Raw genomic sequence first — 20,890 nt, 5'->3', positions numbered from 1 at the left:
CAAATCAGTGGTGGGCCGGTGCAACGCACTTCCCACCACACCGTTATCGAGCCGATGCTGATGCGGTGGAGTGAAATTGGGCCGCTCTTTCGATAGTACTCGCCATCGTTGATCTGGCATTGGTGGGGCAGAGTACTGGAATCCGCAGGTTTTCGCAGGTTTAGAAGGTACGATTGATAGAATGACCGATTCTGATTCAACCGCACCGTCTGACTCCACCGAGACCGCGATCACTTTCTCCGACCTCGCGCTCAGCGATGCGGTATTGAAAGCGGTCCGTGACATTGGCTACGAGACGCCTTCGGCTATCCAAGCAGCCACTATTCCTACTCTTCTGGAGGGGCGTGACGTAGTCGGCCTCGCCCAGACCGGCACGGGAAAAACCGCAGCGTTCGCGCTACCAATTCTCTCGCGCCTCGACGTTTCCCAGAGCAAGCCCCAGGCTCTCGTGCTCTCCCCTACTCGCGAACTCGCGTTGCAGGTGTGTGAGGCTTTCGAGAAGTACGCAACCCACATGCGTGGCGTACACGTGCTTCCCGTTTACGGCGGCCAGGCCTACGGCGTGCAGCTGTCGGCCCTGCGCCGCGGTGTTCACGTTGTTGTCGGTACTCCCGGCCGCATCATGGACCACCTCGCTAAGGGCACCCTTGACCTTTCCGAGCTCAAGTACCTCGTTCTCGATGAGGCCGACGAAATGCTCAAAATGGGTTTCGCCGAAGACGTTGAGACGATCCTCGCCGATACCCCAGATGACAAACAGGTTGCACTCTTCTCGGCCACGATGCCGGCTCAGATCCGCCGCATCTCCAAGAAGTATCTGAACAACGCTGAAGAAATCACCGTCAAGTCGCAGACCACGACTTCGGCAAACACGAGCCAGCGCTACCTCGTTGTCTCGTACCCGCAGAAGGTCGACGCGTTGACGCGCATCCTCGAGGTTGAAAACTTTGAGGGCATGATCGTCTTCGTTCGCACCAAGAGCGAAACCGAAAACTTGGCTGAGAAGCTGCGGGCTCGAGGCTACTCGGCTGCAGCAATCAGTGGTGATGTAGCTCAAGCTCAGCGTGAGCGCACCGTCAACCAGCTCAAGTCGGGCAAGCTCGACATCCTCGTCGCAACAGACGTTGCTGCTCGTGGGCTCGACGTTGACCGCATCAGCCACGTCGTCAACTTCGACATCCCGGTTGACACTGAGTCGTACGTTCACCGCATTGGTCGCACCGGCCGCGCAGGTCGCAGCGGTTCAGCAATCAGCTTTGTGACCCCTCGCGAGCGTCGATTGCTCACCGCAATCGAGAAGGCAACGCGCCAGCCACTGACCCAGATGCAGCTTCCCTCCGTTGAAGATGTCAACTCCACGCGACTCACTCGCTTTGATGACGCCATCACTGAGGCGCTCAACCAGCAGCCGCGCATTTCTGCTTTCCGCGACATCATTGCCCACTATGTTGAGCACCACGATATTCCTGAGGCGGATGTTGCTGCCGCCCTTGCCGTTGTAGCTCAGGGTGAGACTCCCCTGCTGCTGTCGGCAGAAGAGGAACGCGCCCAGCGGTTCACGGAGCGCGAGGAGCGCAATTCGCGCAACGACCGCCCCGAGCGTGGTGGCGACCGCGGCAGTGACCGCGGCGACCGCCCAGAACGTCGCCCACGCTCTACCAAGCCGATGACGGCGTACCGCATTGAGGTTGGCAAGCGCCAGCGCGTTGAGCCCCGCCAGATCGTTGGCGCTCTCGCCAATGAGGGTGGGCTAAATCGTGACGACTTCGGTCACATCCAGATTCGTCCAGACTTCTCGCTCGTCGAGTTGCCCGCCGACATGTCGAAAGATGTGTTGGATCGCCTCCGCGATACCCGCATTAGCGGAAAGCTGATCGAGATCAGCCCCGACCGCAAGGCAAATGGCGGCGGAGCACGGGGCGGCGACGGAAAGTACCCGAGCCGCGATCGCTCCTTCGAGGGTGGCGCTCGCGCCAACCGCGAACGTGAAGAGTCACGTGGCTACAACAAGCGCGACTCGAGCCCTCGTGATGACGCTGGACGTGACAGCGGTTCTCGTGACAGCGGCAGCCGGTACGAAGATCGTCCGACGCGCAAGCCACGCAGCTAGCAGCATCTTTGCTTCAGCGGCCGCCTCGACACGGAAACGTGGAGGCTGCCGCTGAGTCAGTTAACGGGTAGTAGAGGAACTAGATCACCGGAGGGCGACCGGCACGCGCCATCCGCATCACGGTTTCCCAACTGAGGCTGCGACGGCCACCAGGATTCTGGCTCCATCCCGCAAACCAACCGCCCCACCACGCTCGCATGCCGACAGGGTTTCTCGCTGATCTCAGAATCTGTATTGCCGTCCAACTGGCGACATAGACGGGAACGAGGAGCACCGGCAGGTTGCGTTTCGCTAACCAGATGCGGTTGCGGGCGTTGAGTCGGTAGTAGTAGCTGTGGCGGGCAGGGTCGATAGCGGGATGATTCGCGACCAGATCGCCGGCATACCAAGCTCGCTTTCCCGCTCCCCACACTCTCCACGCAAGCTCTATGCCTTCATGGGCATAAAAGTACGGGTCGCCCCAGCCACCGATCTCATCGAACAGGGCGCGAGGCATGAGTACAGCGCCCTCCCACACCGAAAAGACGGCGCTGGGATGCCGCGGGTCGCCCTTGCGAATGCGTGGGATCCAGCGGCGAGGATTCTCTTTGCCTTCGGCATCTTCGACGCGCGGCTGCAGAAGCCCAATTGTGGGATCAGCAACTATCTTCTCAACAGCATCGCGCAAGAATGTTGGTGACGGGATGCTGGCATCGTCGTCGAGGAAGAATATCCAGTCACCGTGCACGTGGTCGACGCCGCGATTGCGACCAGCGGGAATCCCCAGGTTATCGGCTAGGTGTAGGCCGCGCACGCCATCCGGGAGCCCAACCGGTTCCCAGCCGTTGCCGACGACGATGATGTCGAGATCAACATCCTGCTGCGCCTGAAGGGTGGCAAGTCCTCGGGCAAGGTCGTCGGGGCGCTTTCCCTGCGAAAGGGAAACAACACCAATTCGGTGGATCATGAGCGAACGCGCTTGGACGCCATAATCGCGACGAAATGCCCAGCCAACGCGAGTGCTGCGAATGGAAGCAGGATGAGGAGCACGGTGCGTTCTGCAGCGAGTGCGGGCACAAAGAGGGCGATGATTGCTGTTGCAAACGCGATCATCGTCAGTTCTACCGAGTGGTACAGGCGGTGGAAGGGAACGAATCGCGCGAGCCGACGCAGTTTCGCGACGAGGCTGTGGCTGGGTTCTGCTTCGCCCTTGCGGTCGCTCAGTTTCTCAAGACCGGCATTGGCGCGTGCGACATGAACCATGTCGTTGAGTGCTTTGTTGAGCACGATGAGGAGTGCGAGCGCGAAGCCTGCGGTTGTCCAGGCGAAGTCTGCAGGAAAGTCGAGAGGCCAGCCTGCAGCCCGGATGCCGAGAGCAATGGGGATGAGGGCTTCGGTGCTGTAGTGCCCGACCTTGTCGAGGAACACTCCTGCCGGTGAGCGCGTGTTCCGCCAGCGGGCGACTTCACCGTCGCTGCAGTCGACGAGCATTTGCATTTGGCCGAGGATGAGAGCGAGGGCGGCTCCGGTGAATCCGGGGATGAGGAGGGCGGCGGCGGTTAGCCAGCCAGTGAGGATCATGAGGCCGGTTACGCCGTTGGCGCTGATGGATGTCTTCAGCAGCATCCAGGTCAGGTACGGCGAGATGTCTCGTAGGTAGAGCGAGGCCGTCCAGTGTTCGGCATTGGCACGCATCCGGACTTCTGGTGGTTGCGTTACTTCTCGTAGTTGAGCGATGCTCTGCGGTCGGGCTGAGGGGTCTGCTGGTGTGGGGGTGGACACGCTGTTACCTTCCCGTATGCGCAGTGATGTTCTTGGTGAGCTTGAGGAATCCGAGGATGAAGCCGGTGCCCCATCCGAAGTGGATGCACGGCAATACGATCAGATACCAAAGACCTGATCGTAGCCCCTCTTTTGCTGCGGCGATGCCGGAGGCGGCGAGCACGAAGAGTGCGTAGATGATCGGGGCGATGTAGGCGAGGCTCAGCCAGCTCGCGTTTGTGGCGCTGCCAGTGATTCCCAGGATGAGTCCGAGGAGCGTGCCGAGCACGGCTAGGGGTGGCACAAAGTAGCGCAGAGAGTTTGCGGTGCCGAAGCGGCGGGCGAGTTCTCCACGCCAGATTCCGGTGGCCACAAATTGGCGGATGAGTTTGCGAAGACTCGAGCGCGGACGGTAAACGACTTGAAGTTCTGGGGTGAACCACACTGTTCCGCCGCTTGCGCGGAGTCGACGGTTGAGTTCCCAGTCTTGACCGCGTTTGATGTCTTCGTCGAAGAGTCCGACTTCGACGAGGCGGTCACGTTGAAACACTCCGAGGTAGGCGGTGTCTGCTGGTCCAGCTTTTCCCCCGGTGTGGTGTTGGGTTCCGCCGAGACCTTCTGGTGAGCCGTAGGCGTGGGCGACGGCACGCTCGAACGGCGTGCGGCCTTCAGCTTTCATGATGCCGCCAACGTTGTCGGCACCGGTGCGTTCGAGCGTTTCGACTGCGATGCGGGTGTAGCTGGGTGGCAGCACGGAGTGGGCGTCTACCCGCACAACGATGGGGTGGGTTGAGGCGCGAATGGCGGCGTTGAGGCCACCAGGGGTGGAACCGAGTTCGTTAGGAATGTGACGGATGCGCGGATCGAGGCGCGCCATTTCGTCGATGACAGCGTTTGTTCCGTCGACGCTGGGGCCGAGCGCAAGCACGATTTCGAAGGAGCCTTCGTAATCTTGCGCGGTGAGGCTGTCGACGGCGGCCTCAATGTGCTCAACTTCGTTGAGTACGGGCATCACGTATGAAACACCCGTGAGGGCTTGAGCCTTCTTTGCCATGTGTTCCAATACGTCAGACTGAATTGTCGGTCGAGCTTATCGCGTTGGCCGCCGACTGCGGTGGTTACACACGTAAACGGCACGCACAGGCGTTGGCCTGTGCGTGCCGCGCACGTGGTTCGGTTCGCGTTACTGGAGCGAACCTAGGGTGACGTCGACGGTGTATCCCTTGCCGTCGCGCACGTAGGTGATGCTGGTGGTTTCGCCGGCCGAGGACGCGCGTACTTGGGCGGTGAGGTCAGTCTTGTTGGTGATGGGGAGACCGTCGAAGCTGGTGACGATGTCGCCTACTTTGAGTCCGGCATCCGCTGCTGCTCCGCCGTCTGAGATGCCGACGATGCTTGCGCCAACAACTTCGGCATCGCTCTGGGCGGGGTCGTCTGTGACGTCGGCGACGGATGCTCCGAGAAGGCCGTGGGTTGCTGTGCCGCTTTCGAGGATTTCGTTTGCGACGCGGCTGGCGAGATTTGCGGGGATCGCGAATCCAACACCGATGCTGCCTGCGGTGCCACCAGAGGAGGCAATGGCTACATTGATTCCGATGAGTTCACCGTCTGAGTTCAGTAGTGCACCTCCGGAGTTTCCGGGGTTGATGGCGGCATCCGTTTGTATCACCGAGAGCGCCACTGAGGCTTCGTTCGCTGTGCTTTGACCGCCGTTGCCGTTTTCGCCGAAGAGGTCAAAGTTCCACAGGTCGGGGGCTTGGCTTCCGTCGGGCTCTGGAGCAGTTTCGGGGTCTTCTGGCAGGGCCGATGATGCGATGGTGATGCTGCGGTTGAGGGCACTGACGATTCCGCTGGTGACGGTACCGGAGAGTCCGAGGGGTGCACCGATAGCGACGGTGGCGTCTCCGACGTTGAGTTTGCTGGAGTCTGCAATGTCTATGAAGGGCATATCGCTAGCGTCATCGATGTGGATGACGGCGATGTCTGAGATGGAGTCGAAACCGACGACTGTTGCTGAAAGGAGGCGGCCATCGTTGGTGGTGACTGTGACTTTCGGGTCTGCGACTTTGCCGTCGAGGGTCACGACGTGGGCGTTGGTGATGACGTTGCCGTCTGCGCTGATAATGACGCCTGATCCGCTGCCGCCGGTGTTTTGCCCGCTCACGTTGATGGTGACGATGGCGGGTGCTGCTTTTGCTACCACGGAGGTGACGAGGGTGGCGTTGCCGGGGTCGTTGACGGTGATGGCGGCGGGGCTTGTTGATCCGCTAACGGCTGAGGTTGCTTGGTTGCCGACTGCCCAGAGTGCTACGCCTGCTCCGGATGCGCCTCCGAGGAGCGCGACGATGGCGAAGCCAGCGACGAGTCCGAGTGTCATGCCCGATTTCTTTTTGGGGGCTGCAGTTTCTGCGTTGGCGTCAGCGGCGGCGGCGGTCGCGCCGGGGCCGAAGCTTGCTCCGGTTGCAGCGTTGGGCGTACCTGCCGGGGCTGGGTAGGCGCTGGTGACGGCGGTGCCGGGGGTTGCGCGTGCTGCGGGTGCTGTTTCCACTGGTGCGGTTTCGTTTGCTACGGCATCTGTGGATGAAGTTTGTGTGGGTTCGGGGTTGTTGCTTGGGGTGCTGTTTTCTTCGGGGTTGTTGCTGGGGTCGGATTCTTGGGGGTTTTCGGTCATGGGGTGCTCCTTTCAGCGGTGCTAGCCTCCATCGCCAACCTGTGCATTCTATTTAGGTCGGCTGTGGGTGGGCTGCGCGCTAGGCAGGAGTTCGTCGGGGTGTTGCGGTGTTGTTGGTGGGTTGGTGGCTGTTGTGGTTGTTAGCAGCCGATTCCGGTGGGGTTGATGTTGCAGTCTTGGTCGACGAGCACTGTGGTGGCGTGGCCGGCTGTTGCGGTGAGTGGTGGGGCGTTGATGGTGAGGGTTCCGATGACGTTTTGCCAGTTGGTTCCTGCGACCCGGTATTCGGCGGTGTAGGTGACGGCGAGGGTAATTGTGTAGTTGCCGGGTTGGTTGTAGATGTGGCTTGTTGGTGTTGGGTCGAATTCGGCGATCTTGTATTTGGCCCAGGTTGTGCCTGCGGAGTTGAGGCTTGCGGTGGTTTCATCGCCATAGTTCCAGTTGTATCCAACGGGCGTGAATCGCACTTGGGCGGTTCCACCAAAGAGGGTGCCGTTGACGATGTGGGCGGATGCGGTGGCATAGAAGTTGGTGTCTAGACCCACGATCATCCACTGGTTAGGTTGCATTCCCGCTACCGGAGTTTGCGGTCGAAAGCTTGCGATGTCAGAGATGGTGATGGGGCCGGACGCTGTGTCAGCGGCGGGTGGCGTCCACGGCACGCACGGAAGTCGCTGAAGATCACACCAACTCTCCCCCACAGAGTTGACTGGCTCTATGGGAGCCTCAAAGGTGACGCCATCCGCAGAGTTGTCGTTCGGCGCGGTGCCGCCCGTCGCGGGCACCTCGGTTGTGGCGCCGAGCTCGACGGCGCCATCGGCGACGCTCGCTTCCGGACACGCACCAGATAGTTTTCCGGCGAGCGAGCAGTCTGGCGAAGTCGCCTGCAGGGGGCCCGTAAACCCTCCTGCTGCAAGGACTAAACCGGCTAAAGCCAGTGAGATTTTCGCTAACAACTTTCTCCCCACGGCTCACGATCCGAAACTAAAAGGGACTGCTGCAAATCCGAAAAGTCGAAGGTGATCTGTACAAGTTCGGTGCCGAAAACTTGCTCAGTCACGCGCGTGCCGTCAGGTTTAAGAAGATAAACGTTCGACAGATCTTCGCAGACATACACAACCAGAATTTCGAGAAGAGAACCGTCAGCTGAGTAGCGCTGCAGTCGCGTCTGATCAAATGTCACCTCTCCAACGCTCCGCGTGGACTCCTCTGCTAGACGCGAGTGTGACTCGATCAATTTTTCCAGCTCTTCGCCATCAGCAACGGTCGCAAGCAGTGCTTCATCGACCACACTTTCGTGCAGGTGATAGTTGATTACACGCAGATACTCCGCATAGGCCTCCTCCGCCGCCGCAAGGGCTTCTTCGTCGGTCGCGTAGGGCGCCACGAAGGTGGAGGTCGGTTCGGGTGGGGCCGCAGCATCGGACGGCGCGCATCCGCTCAGCAAAGTGAGGAGGAGCGCGCCACCCGACGCACGTACGAGGTTCGGTAGCCGCATATGTCGACGCTAAACAGCCCACACGAATGAGGTGCTCGACTTTCCACAGCCAAAAACTGAAACCGGCCCCGCAACTCGTTAGGCTTGCGGAACAATGACTGTTACTGGATCTTGGGAACGCGCCGCCAATGGCGCCATGCTGCTCGGCACCGACGGGCAATTGAGCCAAACAATCTTCGCCGAAATGTCGGCACTCGCCGTGAGCACCGGCGCCATCAACCTCGGGCAAGGATTCCCGGACGAAGATGGCCCCATCGAAGTTTTGGATGCCGCACGCAAAGCCATCAGCGATGGTGTCAACCAATACCCGCCAGGCAATGGCCTTCCCGTGCTGCGCAATGCAATCGCCGAACACCAAGAGCGTTTTTACGGAATCGAAATTGATCCAGACACCGAAGTGCTCGCGACAGCAGGTGCAACCGAAGCGCTAGCAGCAACAATCCTCGCACTCACTAACGAAGGCGACGAGGTCATCACCCTCGAACCCTTCTACGACGCCTACGGCGCCATAATCAACTACGCGCGCGCCACCCACGTGACCGTTCCGCTGCGGGCCCCCGACTTTCAGCCCAACCACGACGACATCGAAGCAGCGTTCAGCGGACGCACCCGACTGATCATCCTCAACAGCCCCCACAACCCCACTGGCAGCGTTCTCAGTCGCGAAACCCTCGAACTCATCGTTGAACTCGCGCACAAATACGATGCCCTCATCGTGACCGACGAAGTCTACGAACACATCACCTTCGGCCACGAACACATCCCCATCGCGAGCCTGCCCGGTGCCTTCGACCGCACCATCAGCATCTCCAGCGGCGGAAAAACGTTCAACACCACCGGCTGGAAAATTGGCTGGATCACCGCACCACAGCCCATCCTGCAAGCCATCATGGCGGTCAAGCAGTACCTCACCTACGTCAACGGTGCACCATTCCAACCCGCAATCGCTGTCGGTCTCGGGCTACCAGATGACTACTTCGACGGCCTCGCCAGCGGTCTCGCCAGCAAACGCGACACCCTCGGCGCAGGTCTACGCAGTGCAGGATTCGACGTCACCACACCCCAAGCTGGCTACTTCATCATCGCGGATGCCGCACCCCTCGGAGTCACGGATGCTGCCGACTTCTGCCGCACCCTGCCCGACCTCGCGGGTGTCGTCGGAATCCCCGTCACCGCCTTCGTACACCCCGAAAACCATGGCGACTACAACACGCTCATCCGCTTCGCGTTCTGCAAACAAACCGACGTGCTCGACCGCGCTGCCGCCCAGCTCTCCGGAATGAAACCGCGCCACTAAGTCCTGGGAGCGCTACCGCTCTTCGCGCGGATGCACACCATAACGGCGCAGCTCCAGCGCGGGATTGATCGCCCTCACCTCATCAAGGCGAGCGTGCTCAATGTGGGCGACCGCGACATCCGTTCGCTCACCAATCGTCACCAACTCAACGCCCATCGGGTCGACGACCATGCTGTGGCCAACACCAATTGGCGGTGCATGATCGGCGGCCGCCACAAAAATAGTGTTCTCAATCGCCCGTGCCGTGAGAAGTGTGCGCCAGTGATACTCCTTCAGCGGCCCACGCACCCACTCGGCAGGCACGACAATGAGGTTGGCTCCGGCATCCACCAAACGGCGAGACACTTCAGGGAAACGGATGTCGTAACAGGTCTGCAAACCGACAGTGAAGCCCTCCCACGAGAACGTCTCCGGCGCACCAATCGACCCCGGAATGACCCAGTCGGATTCTCGCTGACCAAACGCATCGTAGAGATGCTGCTTGCGGTAAGTCGCAACCAGAGCACCTGTCGGAGCGATCGCCACGAGAGTGTTCGAGAAGCGGCCGATTTCATTGCTCGACTCCAACATTCCGGCAGCGACATGAATGCGCAACCGCTGCGCTAATGACGTCAGCGCCTGAACGAAAGGACCATCGAGAGGTTCGGCCGCCGCCAACCAGTCATCACCCATTGTCGGCGTGAAGTAGGCCGAGTACTCGGGGAACACCACAAAGCTCGCACCACGTGACGCCGCCCGCTCAGCAAGCTCAGTGATCGTCGCGATGTTCCCATCGCGATCGTCACCGGGGGCGAACTGGGCTACAGCAATAGTCGAAGCGGAAGTCATTCCCCCACCCTACGACCCGACCCCAGCAACAGGCCGGGAACGAAAGCAGAAAAGCTAAACGCCACCCTCAGCAATGAGTTTGCGATACGGCAGCAGCGCGGCCTTCATGCCAACACCCAGCACGCCAACGAGACGGTTGTCGCGGTAGTAGCCCACGGCAGCCTGCTCGGTGAGATCCCCTTCGAGGATGCGGATGTCATCATCCGACACCAAACCCAAAAGGCCATAAGCCTGCAGCTTGATCTCGAACTGGTTCGACCAGAATGAGGGCATCGGAGCGAACGGTTTCGCCACGACCTCAGCAAAGGTTTCATCGTCGGCCAGGCGCGCCGCCAACACAGCACCAGCACGCTTGCCGGTGTCAGTCGGAATATTCCAGTGCTCGATTCGACGCGGAACATCATCGAACATGGGGTTCGGAAAGCGCGCAATATCGCCAACGACATAAACATCATCGCGAGCGACACCATCGACAGTCACCGCGCGCATCGCATTATCGGCGAGCACCCCATCACTCAAATCGAGATCAGTGCCCTCAAGCCACTCAATGTTGCAGTCCGATCCGACCGACTCGATCAGAACGTCAGTATCAATGACACGGCCGTCGCTCAGCTCAACAGACTCAACCGAAGTCTCGCCATTGATCGCCGCAACCGTCACGCCAGAGAAAATGTCCACGCCCTCCTCGGTGAGCCGGCGGCGCATTTCTTTCGCCACCAACGACCCAAGTGGACGAATCATCGGTTCAACGCTCGGCGTCACAATCGTGACCGAGCAACCCAACTTGCGAGCGGTTGCGCTCAGTTCGCAACCCAAGAAGCCCGAACCGACAACAACAACGCGCGCACCCTCAGTGAGCTCTGCGCGCAACGCCATCGCGTCATCCAGTGAACGAACAACGTGACGGCCAGCAATCGGGGCAAAATCCAAGCGGCGAGCTCGCAGGCCCGTCGCGATAACGAGCGCACGCCACTCCTGCACGTTGCCGTCGTCAGTGGTCAGGGTTCGCGCATCAAGGTCGACCGCGGATGCCCGCACCCCGAGCATCCACTCAACATCACCCATCTCAGCGCGCGACGGAAACGCCACAGCCTCGTGGGTCACGTCCGTGGCCAACACCTCTTTCGACAGAGGCGGACGGTTATAGGGCGCATGCAGCTCGTCGCCAACTACGCGGATCGCACCGGTGTAGCCCGAACGACGAAGAGACTCCGCCGCGCGCAGCCCACCCATCGCCGCACCGACAATAACGACCGGTGCGGCGGGGTTAGCCTCAGACACTATTCGACGATTCGAATGGCCTGCATCGGGCACACATCAACAGCGGCTTCAATGTTGTCGCGCTCCGAGTCGGGCGCTTCCGCCACATACTCAAGCTTGTCGTCGTCGTTGAGCTTGAAGTTGTCTGGTGCCTCGAACACACACTGGCCGTAGTGCTGGCACTGGTTCATGTCGACTTCAATTTTGATCATCGCTTTTCCTCAACTTTCGACGGGTAGAGATCTTTCGACGGAGTTCGAATGCCTCGGAACTCCCAGTCGCCACCCATTGCGGTCGACATTACCTCTTCACTCTCCGTGGGCTGTGCCCCCACGTCGGTGCGGATCGGAGTCGGGCCCGTAACGATACGGTTCGTGAGCTTGCCCAGGCCTTCAACTTCGACCTCGACAACGTCGCCAGGCTGCACCGGACGCGAGAACGCTGGCGTTCCCGAGAACAGCATGTCGCCGGGGCTCAGCGTGATCGTGCGTGCGATGTCGGCCACGAGGTAGTTCATGTCCCACTCCATGTTGTCGGTGTTGTCGTCTTGCTTGACCTCACCGTTCACGATGGTGCGCAATTGCTTGCCGCGGAAATCCCAGTCCGTGACGAGACCGGGGCCGACCGGGGCGAGCGTGTCGCTTCCCTTGACGCGCAGCATTGAACCGGCATCCGTGTCTCGGAAATCGTGCAGACCGTAGTCGTTGCCGATCGAGTAACCGGCGATATAGTCGCTGGCCTGCTCTGGCGAAACGTTGCGGCACGTACGACCGATAACGATGACAATTTCACCCTCGAAGTTCAACCACTTGCAGCCTTCAGGCCGCACAACATCACCCTTGTGGGTGTTGAGTGCGGTAACCGGCTTCTGGAAGTAGGTCGGAGCCGACGGCAGCTTCGTCATGAACTCTTCAGTGCGACTCGCGTAGTTCAAGTGCACAGCGATGATCTTGCTCGGCTCGGTCGGCGGCAAATGGATGGCATCTTCGACGCCAACCTCGCGGCCGTCGCCAGCGACGAGAGTCTCGTCGTGGCGCGTTACCTGCGTCGGGTATCCATCAAGAAGTATTCTGCGGAGTTCAGTCACGAGAGAGAACCACATCCTTTGCTGCTGGGAAGCCACCTTCTGGCTTCGGGAACCACACGTGCACCTGACCGGTGCCGATGGAGTTTTCGTAATCGCTGTACATTACGCCGGGAGCAGTGCACGCCTCTTCGCCAATCGCCCCCGCCGTCATGAGCCAGTGACCAAACATTGCCTCGGGGCGCACCTTGTGGAACGCCGGCATTGTCTCAAGTACCTGAGCGTGATCGCCAGCCTTGAACCACTCGAGACGTTCGTAATCTGCCTCGCGGGCAGCATCCGAGAAAATGTGGGCCGGATCGGCCATCTCGTGCTTGCGCAGATCGCGCAGCTTGTAGAACGTGTGCGAAAGTGCACCAGAAGCGAGCAGGATGACGCGACGGTCGCTCTTGGCGATCGCCTCACCAATGGCACGCCCCGCGCGCAAGAAGTCTTCATCGGTGGCGGTCTGACAGATTGAGACGCTCACCCACTTCTTATCGGGCAGGCCTTTGCCCAGGTAGTCCCACAGGTTGATCGTGGCGTACATGATCGGCAGATATTCGTCGTCGATCGGAGTGATCCAGGTGCCGTTCTTTTCGGCCTGCTCCCCCATGAGCTTTGCGAGCTCGGGGTCTCCAATGAAGTCGTAGGGAACGCCGCTCATTCCGCGGGGCAGCTCTTCTGACGTGAACTTGCCGTGACGACGCTCGTGCGCCGTGACAACAAACTCAACCGTGGTCGCCCAGTGGCTATCGAGTACGACGACTGTGTCGTAATCGTCATTCTCGAAGTAGTCCTTGCGGAGTCGTTCGAGGCCTTCGACGAGCGTTGAATCTTTGCCCTCATTGAGTTCCATGCGGATCTCTTTGGGCAACATGATCGTAGGTACGTGAGCGATCAGCCCAGCGCCAACAACTTCTCCCATGACTATTCCTTCCATCCGTTCGGCGAAACCACCGTGTTCTTTACATCTGCGTAGAAATCAAACGACCAAGTGCCGCCCTCGCGGCCAACCCCCGACTTCTTGGAGCCGCCGAAGGGGGCCCGCAAGTCGCGCACGAAGAAGCAGTTGACCCAGATCGTGCCGGCCACCAGCTGCTTGGCGATAACGTCGGCGTGCTCGCGGTTGCCCGAAACGAGAATGGCGGCGAGACCGAATTCGGTGCCGTTCGCCATGTCGACGAGTTCGTCATCCGTCGTGAAGGTCTGCATCGTCAGCACCGGCCCGAAGACCTCCTGCGTGACAATTTCACTGCCGACCTCGGGGTTCTTGACGAGCGTCGGCGAGAAGTAGAGCCCGCCGAGTTCAGCGTTGGGGCCGCCTCCGAAGAGGATGTCTGCTCCGCCTTCTTTCGCGCGATCGACGAATCCCTTAATGCGCTCGAAGTGCACGCGGTGAACCTGCGGACCGATGTCGGTCTCGAGGTCGCGCGGGTCACCCTGGCGCAGGGTCGCGACCTTGGCCTTGAATGCTTCGGCAAAGGCATCCGCAATGTTCTCGTGAACAAGAATGCGCGTGCCCGAGAGGCAGACCTGCCCAGCGTTGTCGTACTGCTCAACCGCGAGGGTAGCCGCGAGTTCAAGGTCGGCGTCTTCCATCACGATGCAGGGGCTCTTACCGCCGAGCTCGAAGCTGCACGGAGTGAGGTTGTCAGCGGCCGCGCGGGCAATCGACTTGGCCGTCGGCACCGAGCCGGTGAACGAAATGCGGCTGAGGTCGGGGTGGGCGACAAGCGCGGCGCCCGCTTCTTTTCCGTACCCCTGAACGACGTTGAACACGCCGGCGGGAAGGCCAGCTTCGGCGGTGATGTCGGCGAAGAGGGAGGCCGTGAGCGGCGTCCATTCGGCCGGCTTCAGCACGACCGTGTCGCCAGCGGCGAGCGCCGGGGCGATCTTCCACGTGGCGAGCATCAGCGGTGCGTTCCACGGCGTGATGAGCGCGGCGACTCCCGAAGGGTCCCACGAGACGTGGTTGTTGTGGCCTCGAGTTTCGAAGTCGGGATGCCCGAGGTCGTTCACGAGGTAGTCAGCGAAGAAACGGAAGTTGTGGGCCACTCGCGGCATCACGCCGCGCAGGTGGCTGCGCAGCAGCGCGCCGTTGTCCATCGTCTCAACGTTGGCGAGGTCGCTGACACGTTCTTCGACGAGGTCGGCGATCTTGTGCATGATCGCTGCACGGTCCTGGGGGCTGGTGGCAGCCCAGCCGGGGAAGGCGGCGCGAGCGGCGGCGACGGCCAGGTCAACTTCGCGTTGACCGCCTCGGGAGATCTCACCGAGTGCGCTGGCATCGATCGGTGACACGTTGGTGAAGGTGTCGTCTGAGGCGACGCGTTCTCCTTTGATGAAGTGCCGCGTATCGACGGTCACTCCGGCTACTTCAACGTTGGTCATAGTGTTCCCGTCTCGAATCGCTCGCCGTTAAGTCATTCGGATGCTAATGACTTACCTTAGCGAGTGATTCGAGCCCAAACAAGAGTTCGGGGCATCCGGCAACTAAAAAACCGCGGGAAAGCTAGTTCTTTGGCTCGACACCAGCGGTAATCACTCGAAGCATCTCCGCGAGCTCTTCACGCTTGTTGGGATCTACGGGGCCAGTAACGGCCTGCTCCTGCAGGTTGAACGCAGGAAAAAGCTCCACCATCAGTTCGCGGCCGCGATCAGTGAGCTTCACCACAACTAGACGACCGTCACTGACGCTGCGAGCGCGAGTGAGCCAGCCACGACGCTCGAGAGTGGAGAGAACGCCGGTGAGAGTGGCTTTCGAAAATCCTCCTTCGAGCGCGATCTGGCGCGTCTCGATGGGCTCCCAAATCCACGTGACCCACAGCACAACAAAAGCCGTCCACGACAGGTTGTGCTCAGAAAGCACCGTGCGTTCAAAGTGGTTCCGCACGGCGTTCGCTGCGCGAAACAGATTCGAAGCAACTGCCATCGCCGAGTAGTCCAGCGGTAACCCGCCAACTTTCTCCTGCACTTGACGCTCTGTTTCAGTGAGTGTGTGTGGTCCGGCCACGGAGGGTCCCCTCGCTCGCATTTAGCTGTCGTTACTCTATCCAACCCCCGGCGTTCAGAAAGTTTTTGTCCGCATCGCTCGCAGAATCGTGACGATGTGGCATATTGTTTGTATCCAAACAACCCACGGAGGATTGAGTTGACTTCAATGGCGAACGTCACCCTGGCAGACCTAGATCTGTTCGAGAACGGCACACCCTGGAACGTATTCGACAAGCTTCGAGCAGAGGCACCCGTGCACTGGTCGGAAGAACCGGCGCCCAACCACGGCTTCTGGTCGCTCACTCGGTACCACGACATCGTCTCCGTGTTGCGAGACACCGAGACGTTCTCGAGCGAACGCGGAACCGTCAACCTCGAAGAACTCGACGCTGACCAAATCGAAGCACGCAAATCGATGCTCGAAACCGATGGCGTTCGTCATCGTGCGCTGCGTCGTCTCATGCAGGGCGAGTTCACCCCTCGGGCGGTTGCGGGCTACGAGACCTTCCTCCGTGGTCTCACCGCCAGCACTCTCGATGCGGCATTCGCGAACAAAGAATTCGAATTCGTTGACCAGGTCGCGGCCGACTTCCCCATCCGTGTGCTCGCCAAAATGCTTGACGTGCCAGACACCGATATCTACAAGCTCATTGACTGGGGCAACCGGATGATCGGCAACGACGATCCGGAACACGCCGATGTTCTCGCGAGCTCCGCTGAGAGCGAGCAGTACCGGCTCTTGCCGTTCCGCTCCCCCGCCGCCCTCGAAGTGTTCGAATACGGCAACGCTCTTGCCAACGAACGCCGCGGCAAAGACGGCACCGACCTCGTCTCGCGCCTCGTCAATCAGACGCCAATGGACGGCAAGGAACTCAGCGAGCGCGACTTCAACAGCTACTTCCTGCTGCTCGTCGTCGCCGGCAATGAAACCACGCGCCACACGATCACTCACTCCATGAACTACCTCATGGACAACCCTGACCAGATGGCTCTCCTGCAGGAAAAGCCCGAGCTGATCCCCTGGGCTGTTGAAGAATTCCTGCGCATGGCCAGCCCGGTCTACCACTTCCGTCGCACTGCGACGAAAGACACCGAGATCAACGGCCAGGCCATCAAAGAAGGCCAGAAGGTCGTCACGTGGTTCGCTGCAGGCAACCGTGACCCCGAAGTGTTCGAAAACCCATACAAGATGGATGTCACCCGTAACCCCAACGAGCACATGGCATTCGGTCGCGGAGGCCCGCACATGTGTCTCGGAAACTCTCTTGCACGGCTAGAGATCCGTATCATGTTCGAGAACCTGTTGCCCCGGATCTCCGGAATGACGAAGCTCAGTGAACCTGACCGTCTGCGCAGCAATTTCGTCAACGGAATCAAACGACTCCCGGTAAGCGTCGAACTAGCAAAGTAGGCCCATGAGCGAGGTAGTCACATGAGTGAAGTTCGGCCACAAGGCAGACCACACGCAGTATGGGGCGACGAGACTGAAGTAGTACAGCTCGCCCTCGACTGGACCGCCAAGCGAATGGTTCGCGAAACCGACCCACTATCGACAGCACGGCCTGCGGCCGAGTTGGCGGCAGCGGTCGGCGACGCGATCCGCCCGGAAGGCATTGGTGGCGCAGAAGCACTGCGCATTTTTGACGAAATTCTTGAGCCAGCAACCCGCGCTCAAGATGACCCGCTCAACCTCGCCTACATTGCTGCCGCTCCCACCCGAGCTGCAGTCGCCTTCGACCTCGTCACGAGTGCCGCCAATATTTTTGGCGGCCTCTGGGAGTCCGGTGCTGGCGCAATCTTTGCCGAAAATCAAGCCCTTGAGTGGATCATCAGCCTGCTCGACTGGCCAGACACCGCCGGCGGCACGTTCGTCTCTGGTGGCACCTCCGGCAACCTCTCCGCGCTCATGACCGCGCGCGAAACGGCCAAGACTCGTCGCGGCGGACGCCCGGCCGGCGGTTGGCAACTTGCCTGCACCACGAACGCTCACTCATCGATCAACTCCGCCGCGAAAGCGCTCGACGTCGACGTCGTCGATGTCCCCATTGACGAGCGAGGGCACATGACCGGGGCAGCCCTGCGGGCCGTTCTCGAACAGTCACCCAACGTCTTTGCTGTCGTGGCATCCGCTGGAACAACCAACGAAGGCCTCGTCGACGACCTTGCCGACATCGCCGAAGTGTGCGAAGAGTTCGGTGTGTGGATGCACGTCGACGGCGCCTATGGCGGTGCAGGGCTCGCAGCCCCGAGCATCCGCCATCTCTTCGACGGAATTGAACGGGCAGATAGCTTTATCGTCGACCCCCACAAGTGGCTCTTTGCGCCCTATGACTGTTGTGCCCTCGTGTATCGCCAGCCTGAGCTAGCGCGCGCCGTACACTCCCAGCACGCCAGCTATCTGGATGCGATCGACCGCAATGAGTGGAACCCAAGCGAGCTCGCCCTGCACCTCTCGCGTCGCGTGCGCGGGCTGCCGCTGTGGTTCAGCCTCGCCACCCACGGCACCGACAAGTATCGAGATGCCATCGAAAGCTCGGTGACGACGGCGCGCGAAGTCGCCCGTGCGATTGAGGCGACCGACTACCTCGAAATCGTGCGCGAACCCGAACTCTCGGTGCTGCTTTTTGTGCGCACTGGCTGGACCGCTGAGCAGTATTCCGAGTGGTCTAAACAGTCTGCGCACGACGGCGTCATCCTGTGCGTGCCGACCTCCTGGCGCGGCCAAAGCGTGTTGCGGCTTGCTTTCGTGAACCCTGACACCGAGACCGTCACAGTGATGGCGGCCCTCGAAACGCTGCGCTGAGGCGGCCCTGCGGTAGCTTTACCCTAGGGCGCAGTGCGGCGACCCGAGCAGGAAGGGCGTCACGAAATGAAGACAACGGTTTCTTTGACTGAGATGGCAGCGACGGAATTGGCGAGTGCTGTCGCGTCGAATAATGGGCGCAGCGCCGTGACCATCTGCGGTGGACGCGATGCCCAGCTCCGACAGACCCTAATGGCCCTTCGCGCCGGTGAGGGCCTCTCCGACCACTCCAGCCCCGGAGAAGCTACGTTGCAAGTTCTCCTTGGCCACATCACGCTGCGCACCGCCGACGAGTCGTGGGAGGGCACGCCAGGTGATCTCCTGCCGATCCCGACCGCGATTCATGCCGTGGACGCGCTCGAAGATTCTGTGTTTCTCCTCACCGTGGTCAAAGCTCAACCGTCAGAATCCTGAAGACTCTTTTGTCGCGATCGTGCTGTTAGCCGAGCTTGGCTACGCGGTCGAGGAAGGCATCAACGAGTGCAGCAGTGCGCTCCCCCGCGACCACTTCTTCCGCGCGCGTTTGCGCGATCATGGCCGCAGGGTTCTGCCCGTCGGCGACCACTTCGTCGATACCGCCCTGATCGAGCCAGCCCTCGAGAATTGCGGCGTTGAGCTCGGGATGAAACTGCACGGCAAGACTTCGGCCGTAGGTGAATGCTTGAGGCGCAACCGGGTTGCGGGCAATTTCGACGGCGCCGGCGGGCATCGTCCACTGGTCATAGTGAAACTGAAACCACGGGCCATTCGATACAAGCGAGGTGTCGTCACTGTGAATCGCCGTCCAGCCGATCTCAGCCTTTTCGCCCCGCGCTACGGTGCCGCCGAGGGCGCGAGCAATGAGCTGGCCTCCAAAGCAAATTCCGAGCACCGGGATGTCCGCCTCGATAGTCGCACGCACCCAGTCAAGTTCCGGAGCCAACCATCGGCCGATGCAGGTGTCATCCCACGCCCCCCACGGCGCACCCATGGGAATCACAAGGTCGTATTGCGACACATCCGGAAATTCGAAATCCACATTGGGGTTATCGAAATTCTCCTCGGTGACAACCATGATTTCGTCAATCTCAAAGCCGCGTTCCCGCAGTCGATCGCCGACTGGGCCGCTGGCGGTGACGTGATCGTGTTGCACCAAGAGAGCTCTCATCTGTGTACCTTTCAGGTAAATTTCTCGCGATGAGTGGACAGCCACACCGCTATGTGGCTTAGTATCTCACTAATCGTTCAGTGCCGAACGATTTATTTTTCGGAGGAAGAATGACTCTCGACATAGCAGCGCTTCAAGCAGACTTGCAGGCAAAAGGGATCGATGTTCTGCGCCTGATTTTCCCGGACGTGCTCGGAATTACCCGCTCAAAAGATCTCCTCGTCAGCCAACTGCACCACAGCAAGTCACCGCTGTTTTGCCAAGGAGTCTGGGTCACAACCACGGGCGGCGATGTGCTCGATGGCAACGACATCATGACATCCGGTCTTCCCGACCTTCTCACCCAGATCGACCCAAATACGCTGACGATGATGCCGTGGGAGCCTGGTGTCGCGATGGTGGTCGGTGACGCGTTCAACCCCGACCACAGTGTCAGCGAGGTTGCGCCCCGATCCGTTCTGCAGAGTGTGATCGCCCAATACAAGGCCATCGGCCTCACCCCCACCCTCGGCCCAGAGCTTGAGTTCTATATCGCGAACTACGACGAAGAGAACGGCTGGAGCCGCAGCCTCAGCCGCACCGGTCGCGTCTACACGACGGGCGAAAGCGTCGACCCAGGCGGACAGTTTCTCCATCTCATGCGCATGCTCGACGGTATGGATATCGGTGTCTTCGCCGGCAACCACGAATTCAGTCCCTCGCAGTACGAGATCAATCTTTGGCATTCCGAAGCTCTGGATGCCGCCGACCGAACCTTCCTCTTCAAAATGGCAGTCCGCGACATCGTCGCTCACACTGGCAAGCACGCTCTCTTCGTTGGCAAGCCGTGGGACGACGAAGGTGGAAGTGGATTCCACCTTCACTTCTCGGTCGTCGACGAACAGGGAAACAACATCATGTCGGATGGCGGGCAAGGCCTCTCGGAGGTCGCCAACCACATGATTGCTGGCATCCTCGAAAACGCCGGAGCAATCGCAGCGCTCTCGAACCCCACGGTAAACGCCTACAAGCGACTTGGACCAGACACGCTCGCTCCGTACCGCGCCAACTGGGGCCACGATAACCGCAGCGCAATGCTGCGAGTTCCGCCCGAGCGCGGCGCCGGCACCCGACTCGAAATGCGACTCGGGGATGCTGCCGCAAACCCGTACCTGCTCATCGCCTCCGTTCTGGCCGCCGGCCTTGACGGCATCACACGGAGCCTCACAGCCCCAGCGCCGGTCGCAGGATGGGCGTACGAAGACAACTCCGCCCCCATCCTGCCGATGTCGCTCAAGGCCGCTCTCGACGCCTTAGACGACGACACCGTTATGCGAAGCGCAATGGGCAGCACAATCATCGATGTCTTCAGCGTGCTTAAGCGTGACGAAGTGCGCCGCTACGAAGACTCAGTCGCCGACAACAACACCCGCGACGTAAGCCAATGGGAGATCGACGAGTACTTCGCCGACTACTAAATCGCTAGCGCGAATGTGT

20 protein-coding genes are annotated in these 20,890 nt (G+C 60.4%); 6 read left to right on the top strand and 14 right to left on the bottom strand.

The genetic code is table 11. The features are described 5' to 3' along the window. Positions 1–181: 181 nt before the first annotated feature. Positions 182–2,110: a DEAD/DEAH box helicase gene (locus tag AC1ENN_RS04555; RefSeq protein WP_449648564.1), complete on the top strand. Its 1,929-nt coding sequence runs from the start codon at positions 182–184 to the stop codon at positions 2,108–2,110. Between the two features lie 79 nt (positions 2,111–2,189). Here AC1ENN_RS04555 and AC1ENN_RS04550 read toward each other — a convergent pair whose 3' ends face one another. The 6 genes from AC1ENN_RS04550 to AC1ENN_RS04525 all read right to left on the bottom strand — a co-directional run bounded on the left by AC1ENN_RS04550 (position 2,190) and on the right by AC1ENN_RS04525 (position 8,019). Further along, entirely contained in the window at positions 2,190–3,056 is an 867-nt protein-coding gene (locus AC1ENN_RS04550; RefSeq protein ID WP_480406773.1) for a glycosyltransferase family 2 protein, read from the bottom strand. Beyond that, positions 3,053–3,871, bottom strand: a complete 819-nt coding sequence (locus AC1ENN_RS04545; RefSeq protein ID WP_480406772.1) for a CDP-alcohol phosphatidyltransferase family protein — start codon at positions 3,869–3,871, stop codon at positions 3,053–3,055. Before AC1ENN_RS04545 ends, AC1ENN_RS04550 begins: the two co-directional genes overlap by 4 nt. Before the next feature lie 4 nt (positions 3,872–3,875). Continuing rightward, on the bottom strand, positions 3,876–4,904 hold the full coding sequence (locus AC1ENN_RS04540) for a glycosyltransferase family 2 protein (RefSeq protein WP_480406771.1): 1,029 nt from the start codon (positions 4,902–4,904) through the stop codon (positions 3,876–3,878). Between the two features lie 129 nt (positions 4,905–5,033). Further along, entirely contained in the window at positions 5,034–6,521 is a 1,488-nt protein-coding gene (locus tag AC1ENN_RS04535; protein WP_480406770.1) for a trypsin-like peptidase domain-containing protein, read from the bottom strand. 140 nt (positions 6,522–6,661) lie between these two features. After that, on the bottom strand, positions 6,662–7,477 hold the full coding sequence (locus AC1ENN_RS04530) for a PKD domain-containing protein (protein WP_480406769.1): 816 nt from the start codon (positions 7,475–7,477) through the stop codon (positions 6,662–6,664). Continuing rightward, positions 7,471–8,019, bottom strand: a complete 549-nt coding sequence (locus AC1ENN_RS04525) for a hypothetical protein (RefSeq protein WP_480406768.1) — start codon at positions 8,017–8,019, stop codon at positions 7,471–7,473. The genes AC1ENN_RS04530 and AC1ENN_RS04525 overlap by 7 nt, the downstream gene beginning before the upstream one ends. A 94-nt stretch (positions 8,020–8,113) precedes the next feature. Between AC1ENN_RS04525 and AC1ENN_RS04520 the strand changes: the two genes are divergently transcribed. Beyond that, on the top strand, positions 8,114–9,316 hold the full coding sequence (locus AC1ENN_RS04520) for an aminotransferase class I/II-fold pyridoxal phosphate-dependent enzyme (protein WP_449648570.1): 1,203 nt from the start codon (positions 8,114–8,116) through the stop codon (positions 9,314–9,316). Positions 9,317–9,328: 12 nt separating this feature from the next. On the opposite strand, the gene AC1ENN_RS04515 is transcribed toward AC1ENN_RS04520, so the two are convergent. The 7 genes from AC1ENN_RS04515 to AC1ENN_RS04485 form a co-directional block, all read right to left on the bottom strand. Beyond that, on the bottom strand, positions 9,329–10,144 hold the full coding sequence (locus tag AC1ENN_RS04515; RefSeq protein ID WP_449648571.1) for a carbon-nitrogen hydrolase family protein: 816 nt from the start codon (positions 10,142–10,144) through the stop codon (positions 9,329–9,331). A gap of 54 nt (positions 10,145–10,198) precedes the next feature. After that, on the bottom strand, positions 10,199–11,425 hold the full coding sequence (locus tag AC1ENN_RS04510) for an NAD(P)/FAD-dependent oxidoreductase (protein WP_449648572.1): 1,227 nt from the start codon (positions 11,423–11,425) through the stop codon (positions 10,199–10,201). After that, a complete protein-coding gene (locus AC1ENN_RS04505; RefSeq protein ID WP_009774276.1) occupies positions 11,425–11,616 on the bottom strand; it encodes a ferredoxin in 192 nt (63 codons plus the stop codon). Before AC1ENN_RS04505 ends, AC1ENN_RS04510 begins: the two co-directional genes overlap by 1 nt. Further along, complete coding sequence (locus AC1ENN_RS04500) at positions 11,613–12,491, bottom strand: fumarylacetoacetate hydrolase family protein (protein ID WP_480406767.1); 879 nt, start codon at positions 12,489–12,491, stop codon at positions 11,613–11,615. Before AC1ENN_RS04500 ends, AC1ENN_RS04505 begins: the two co-directional genes overlap by 4 nt. Further along, on the bottom strand, positions 12,484–13,395 hold the full coding sequence (locus AC1ENN_RS04495; RefSeq protein WP_480406766.1) for a DODA-type extradiol aromatic ring-opening family dioxygenase: 912 nt from the start codon (positions 13,393–13,395) through the stop codon (positions 12,484–12,486). Before AC1ENN_RS04495 ends, AC1ENN_RS04500 begins: the two co-directional genes overlap by 8 nt. A gap of 2 nt (positions 13,396–13,397) precedes the next feature. Then, positions 13,398–14,861 carry an aldehyde dehydrogenase gene (locus tag AC1ENN_RS04490; RefSeq protein WP_480406765.1) on the bottom strand — a complete coding sequence of 488 codons (1,464 nt, stop codon included), beginning with the start codon at positions 14,859–14,861 and terminating at the stop codon, positions 13,398–13,400. Positions 14,862–14,982: 121 nt separating this feature from the next. Then, positions 14,983–15,483, bottom strand: a complete 501-nt coding sequence (locus AC1ENN_RS04485) for a MarR family winged helix-turn-helix transcriptional regulator (RefSeq protein WP_449648575.1) — start codon at positions 15,481–15,483, stop codon at positions 14,983–14,985. 147 nt (positions 15,484–15,630) lie between these two features. On the opposite strand from AC1ENN_RS04485, the gene AC1ENN_RS04480 reads away from it, so the two are divergent. From AC1ENN_RS04480 to AC1ENN_RS04470, 3 genes are all read left to right on the top strand, one after another. Further along, the gene (locus AC1ENN_RS04480; protein WP_449648576.1) at positions 15,631–16,875 is read left to right on the top strand and encodes a cytochrome P450; all 1,245 of its coding nucleotides are present in this window, start codon (positions 15,631–15,633) and stop codon (positions 16,873–16,875) included. A gap of 21 nt (positions 16,876–16,896) precedes the next feature. After that, positions 16,897–18,267, top strand: a complete 1,371-nt coding sequence (locus tag AC1ENN_RS04475; protein WP_449648577.1) for a pyridoxal phosphate-dependent decarboxylase family protein — start codon at positions 16,897–16,899, stop codon at positions 18,265–18,267. Between the two features lie 66 nt (positions 18,268–18,333). Continuing rightward, a complete protein-coding gene (locus tag AC1ENN_RS04470; RefSeq protein WP_480391926.1) occupies positions 18,334–18,681 on the top strand; it encodes a cupin domain-containing protein in 348 nt (115 codons plus the stop codon). A gap of 25 nt (positions 18,682–18,706) precedes the next feature. Here the strand turns inward: AC1ENN_RS04470 and AC1ENN_RS04465 are convergent, their stop codons facing one another. Beyond that, positions 18,707–19,414, bottom strand: a complete 708-nt coding sequence (locus tag AC1ENN_RS04465) for a type 1 glutamine amidotransferase (RefSeq protein ID WP_480406764.1) — start codon at positions 19,412–19,414, stop codon at positions 18,707–18,709. A 110-nt stretch (positions 19,415–19,524) separates the two neighbouring features. Here AC1ENN_RS04465 and AC1ENN_RS04460 point away from each other — a divergent pair, with 110 nt between their 5' ends. After that, positions 19,525–20,871, top strand: coding sequence for a glutamine synthetase family protein (locus AC1ENN_RS04460; RefSeq protein ID WP_480406763.1), 1,347 nt, complete (start codon positions 19,525–19,527; stop codon positions 20,869–20,871). Positions 20,872–20,890 lie beyond the last annotated feature (19 nt).

The organism is Rhodoglobus sp. G.S.23, from assembly GCF_056675935.1.
The sequence above is the reverse complement of the archived record's forward strand: the minus strand, read 5'-3'. Positions and strand labels throughout refer to the sequence as shown.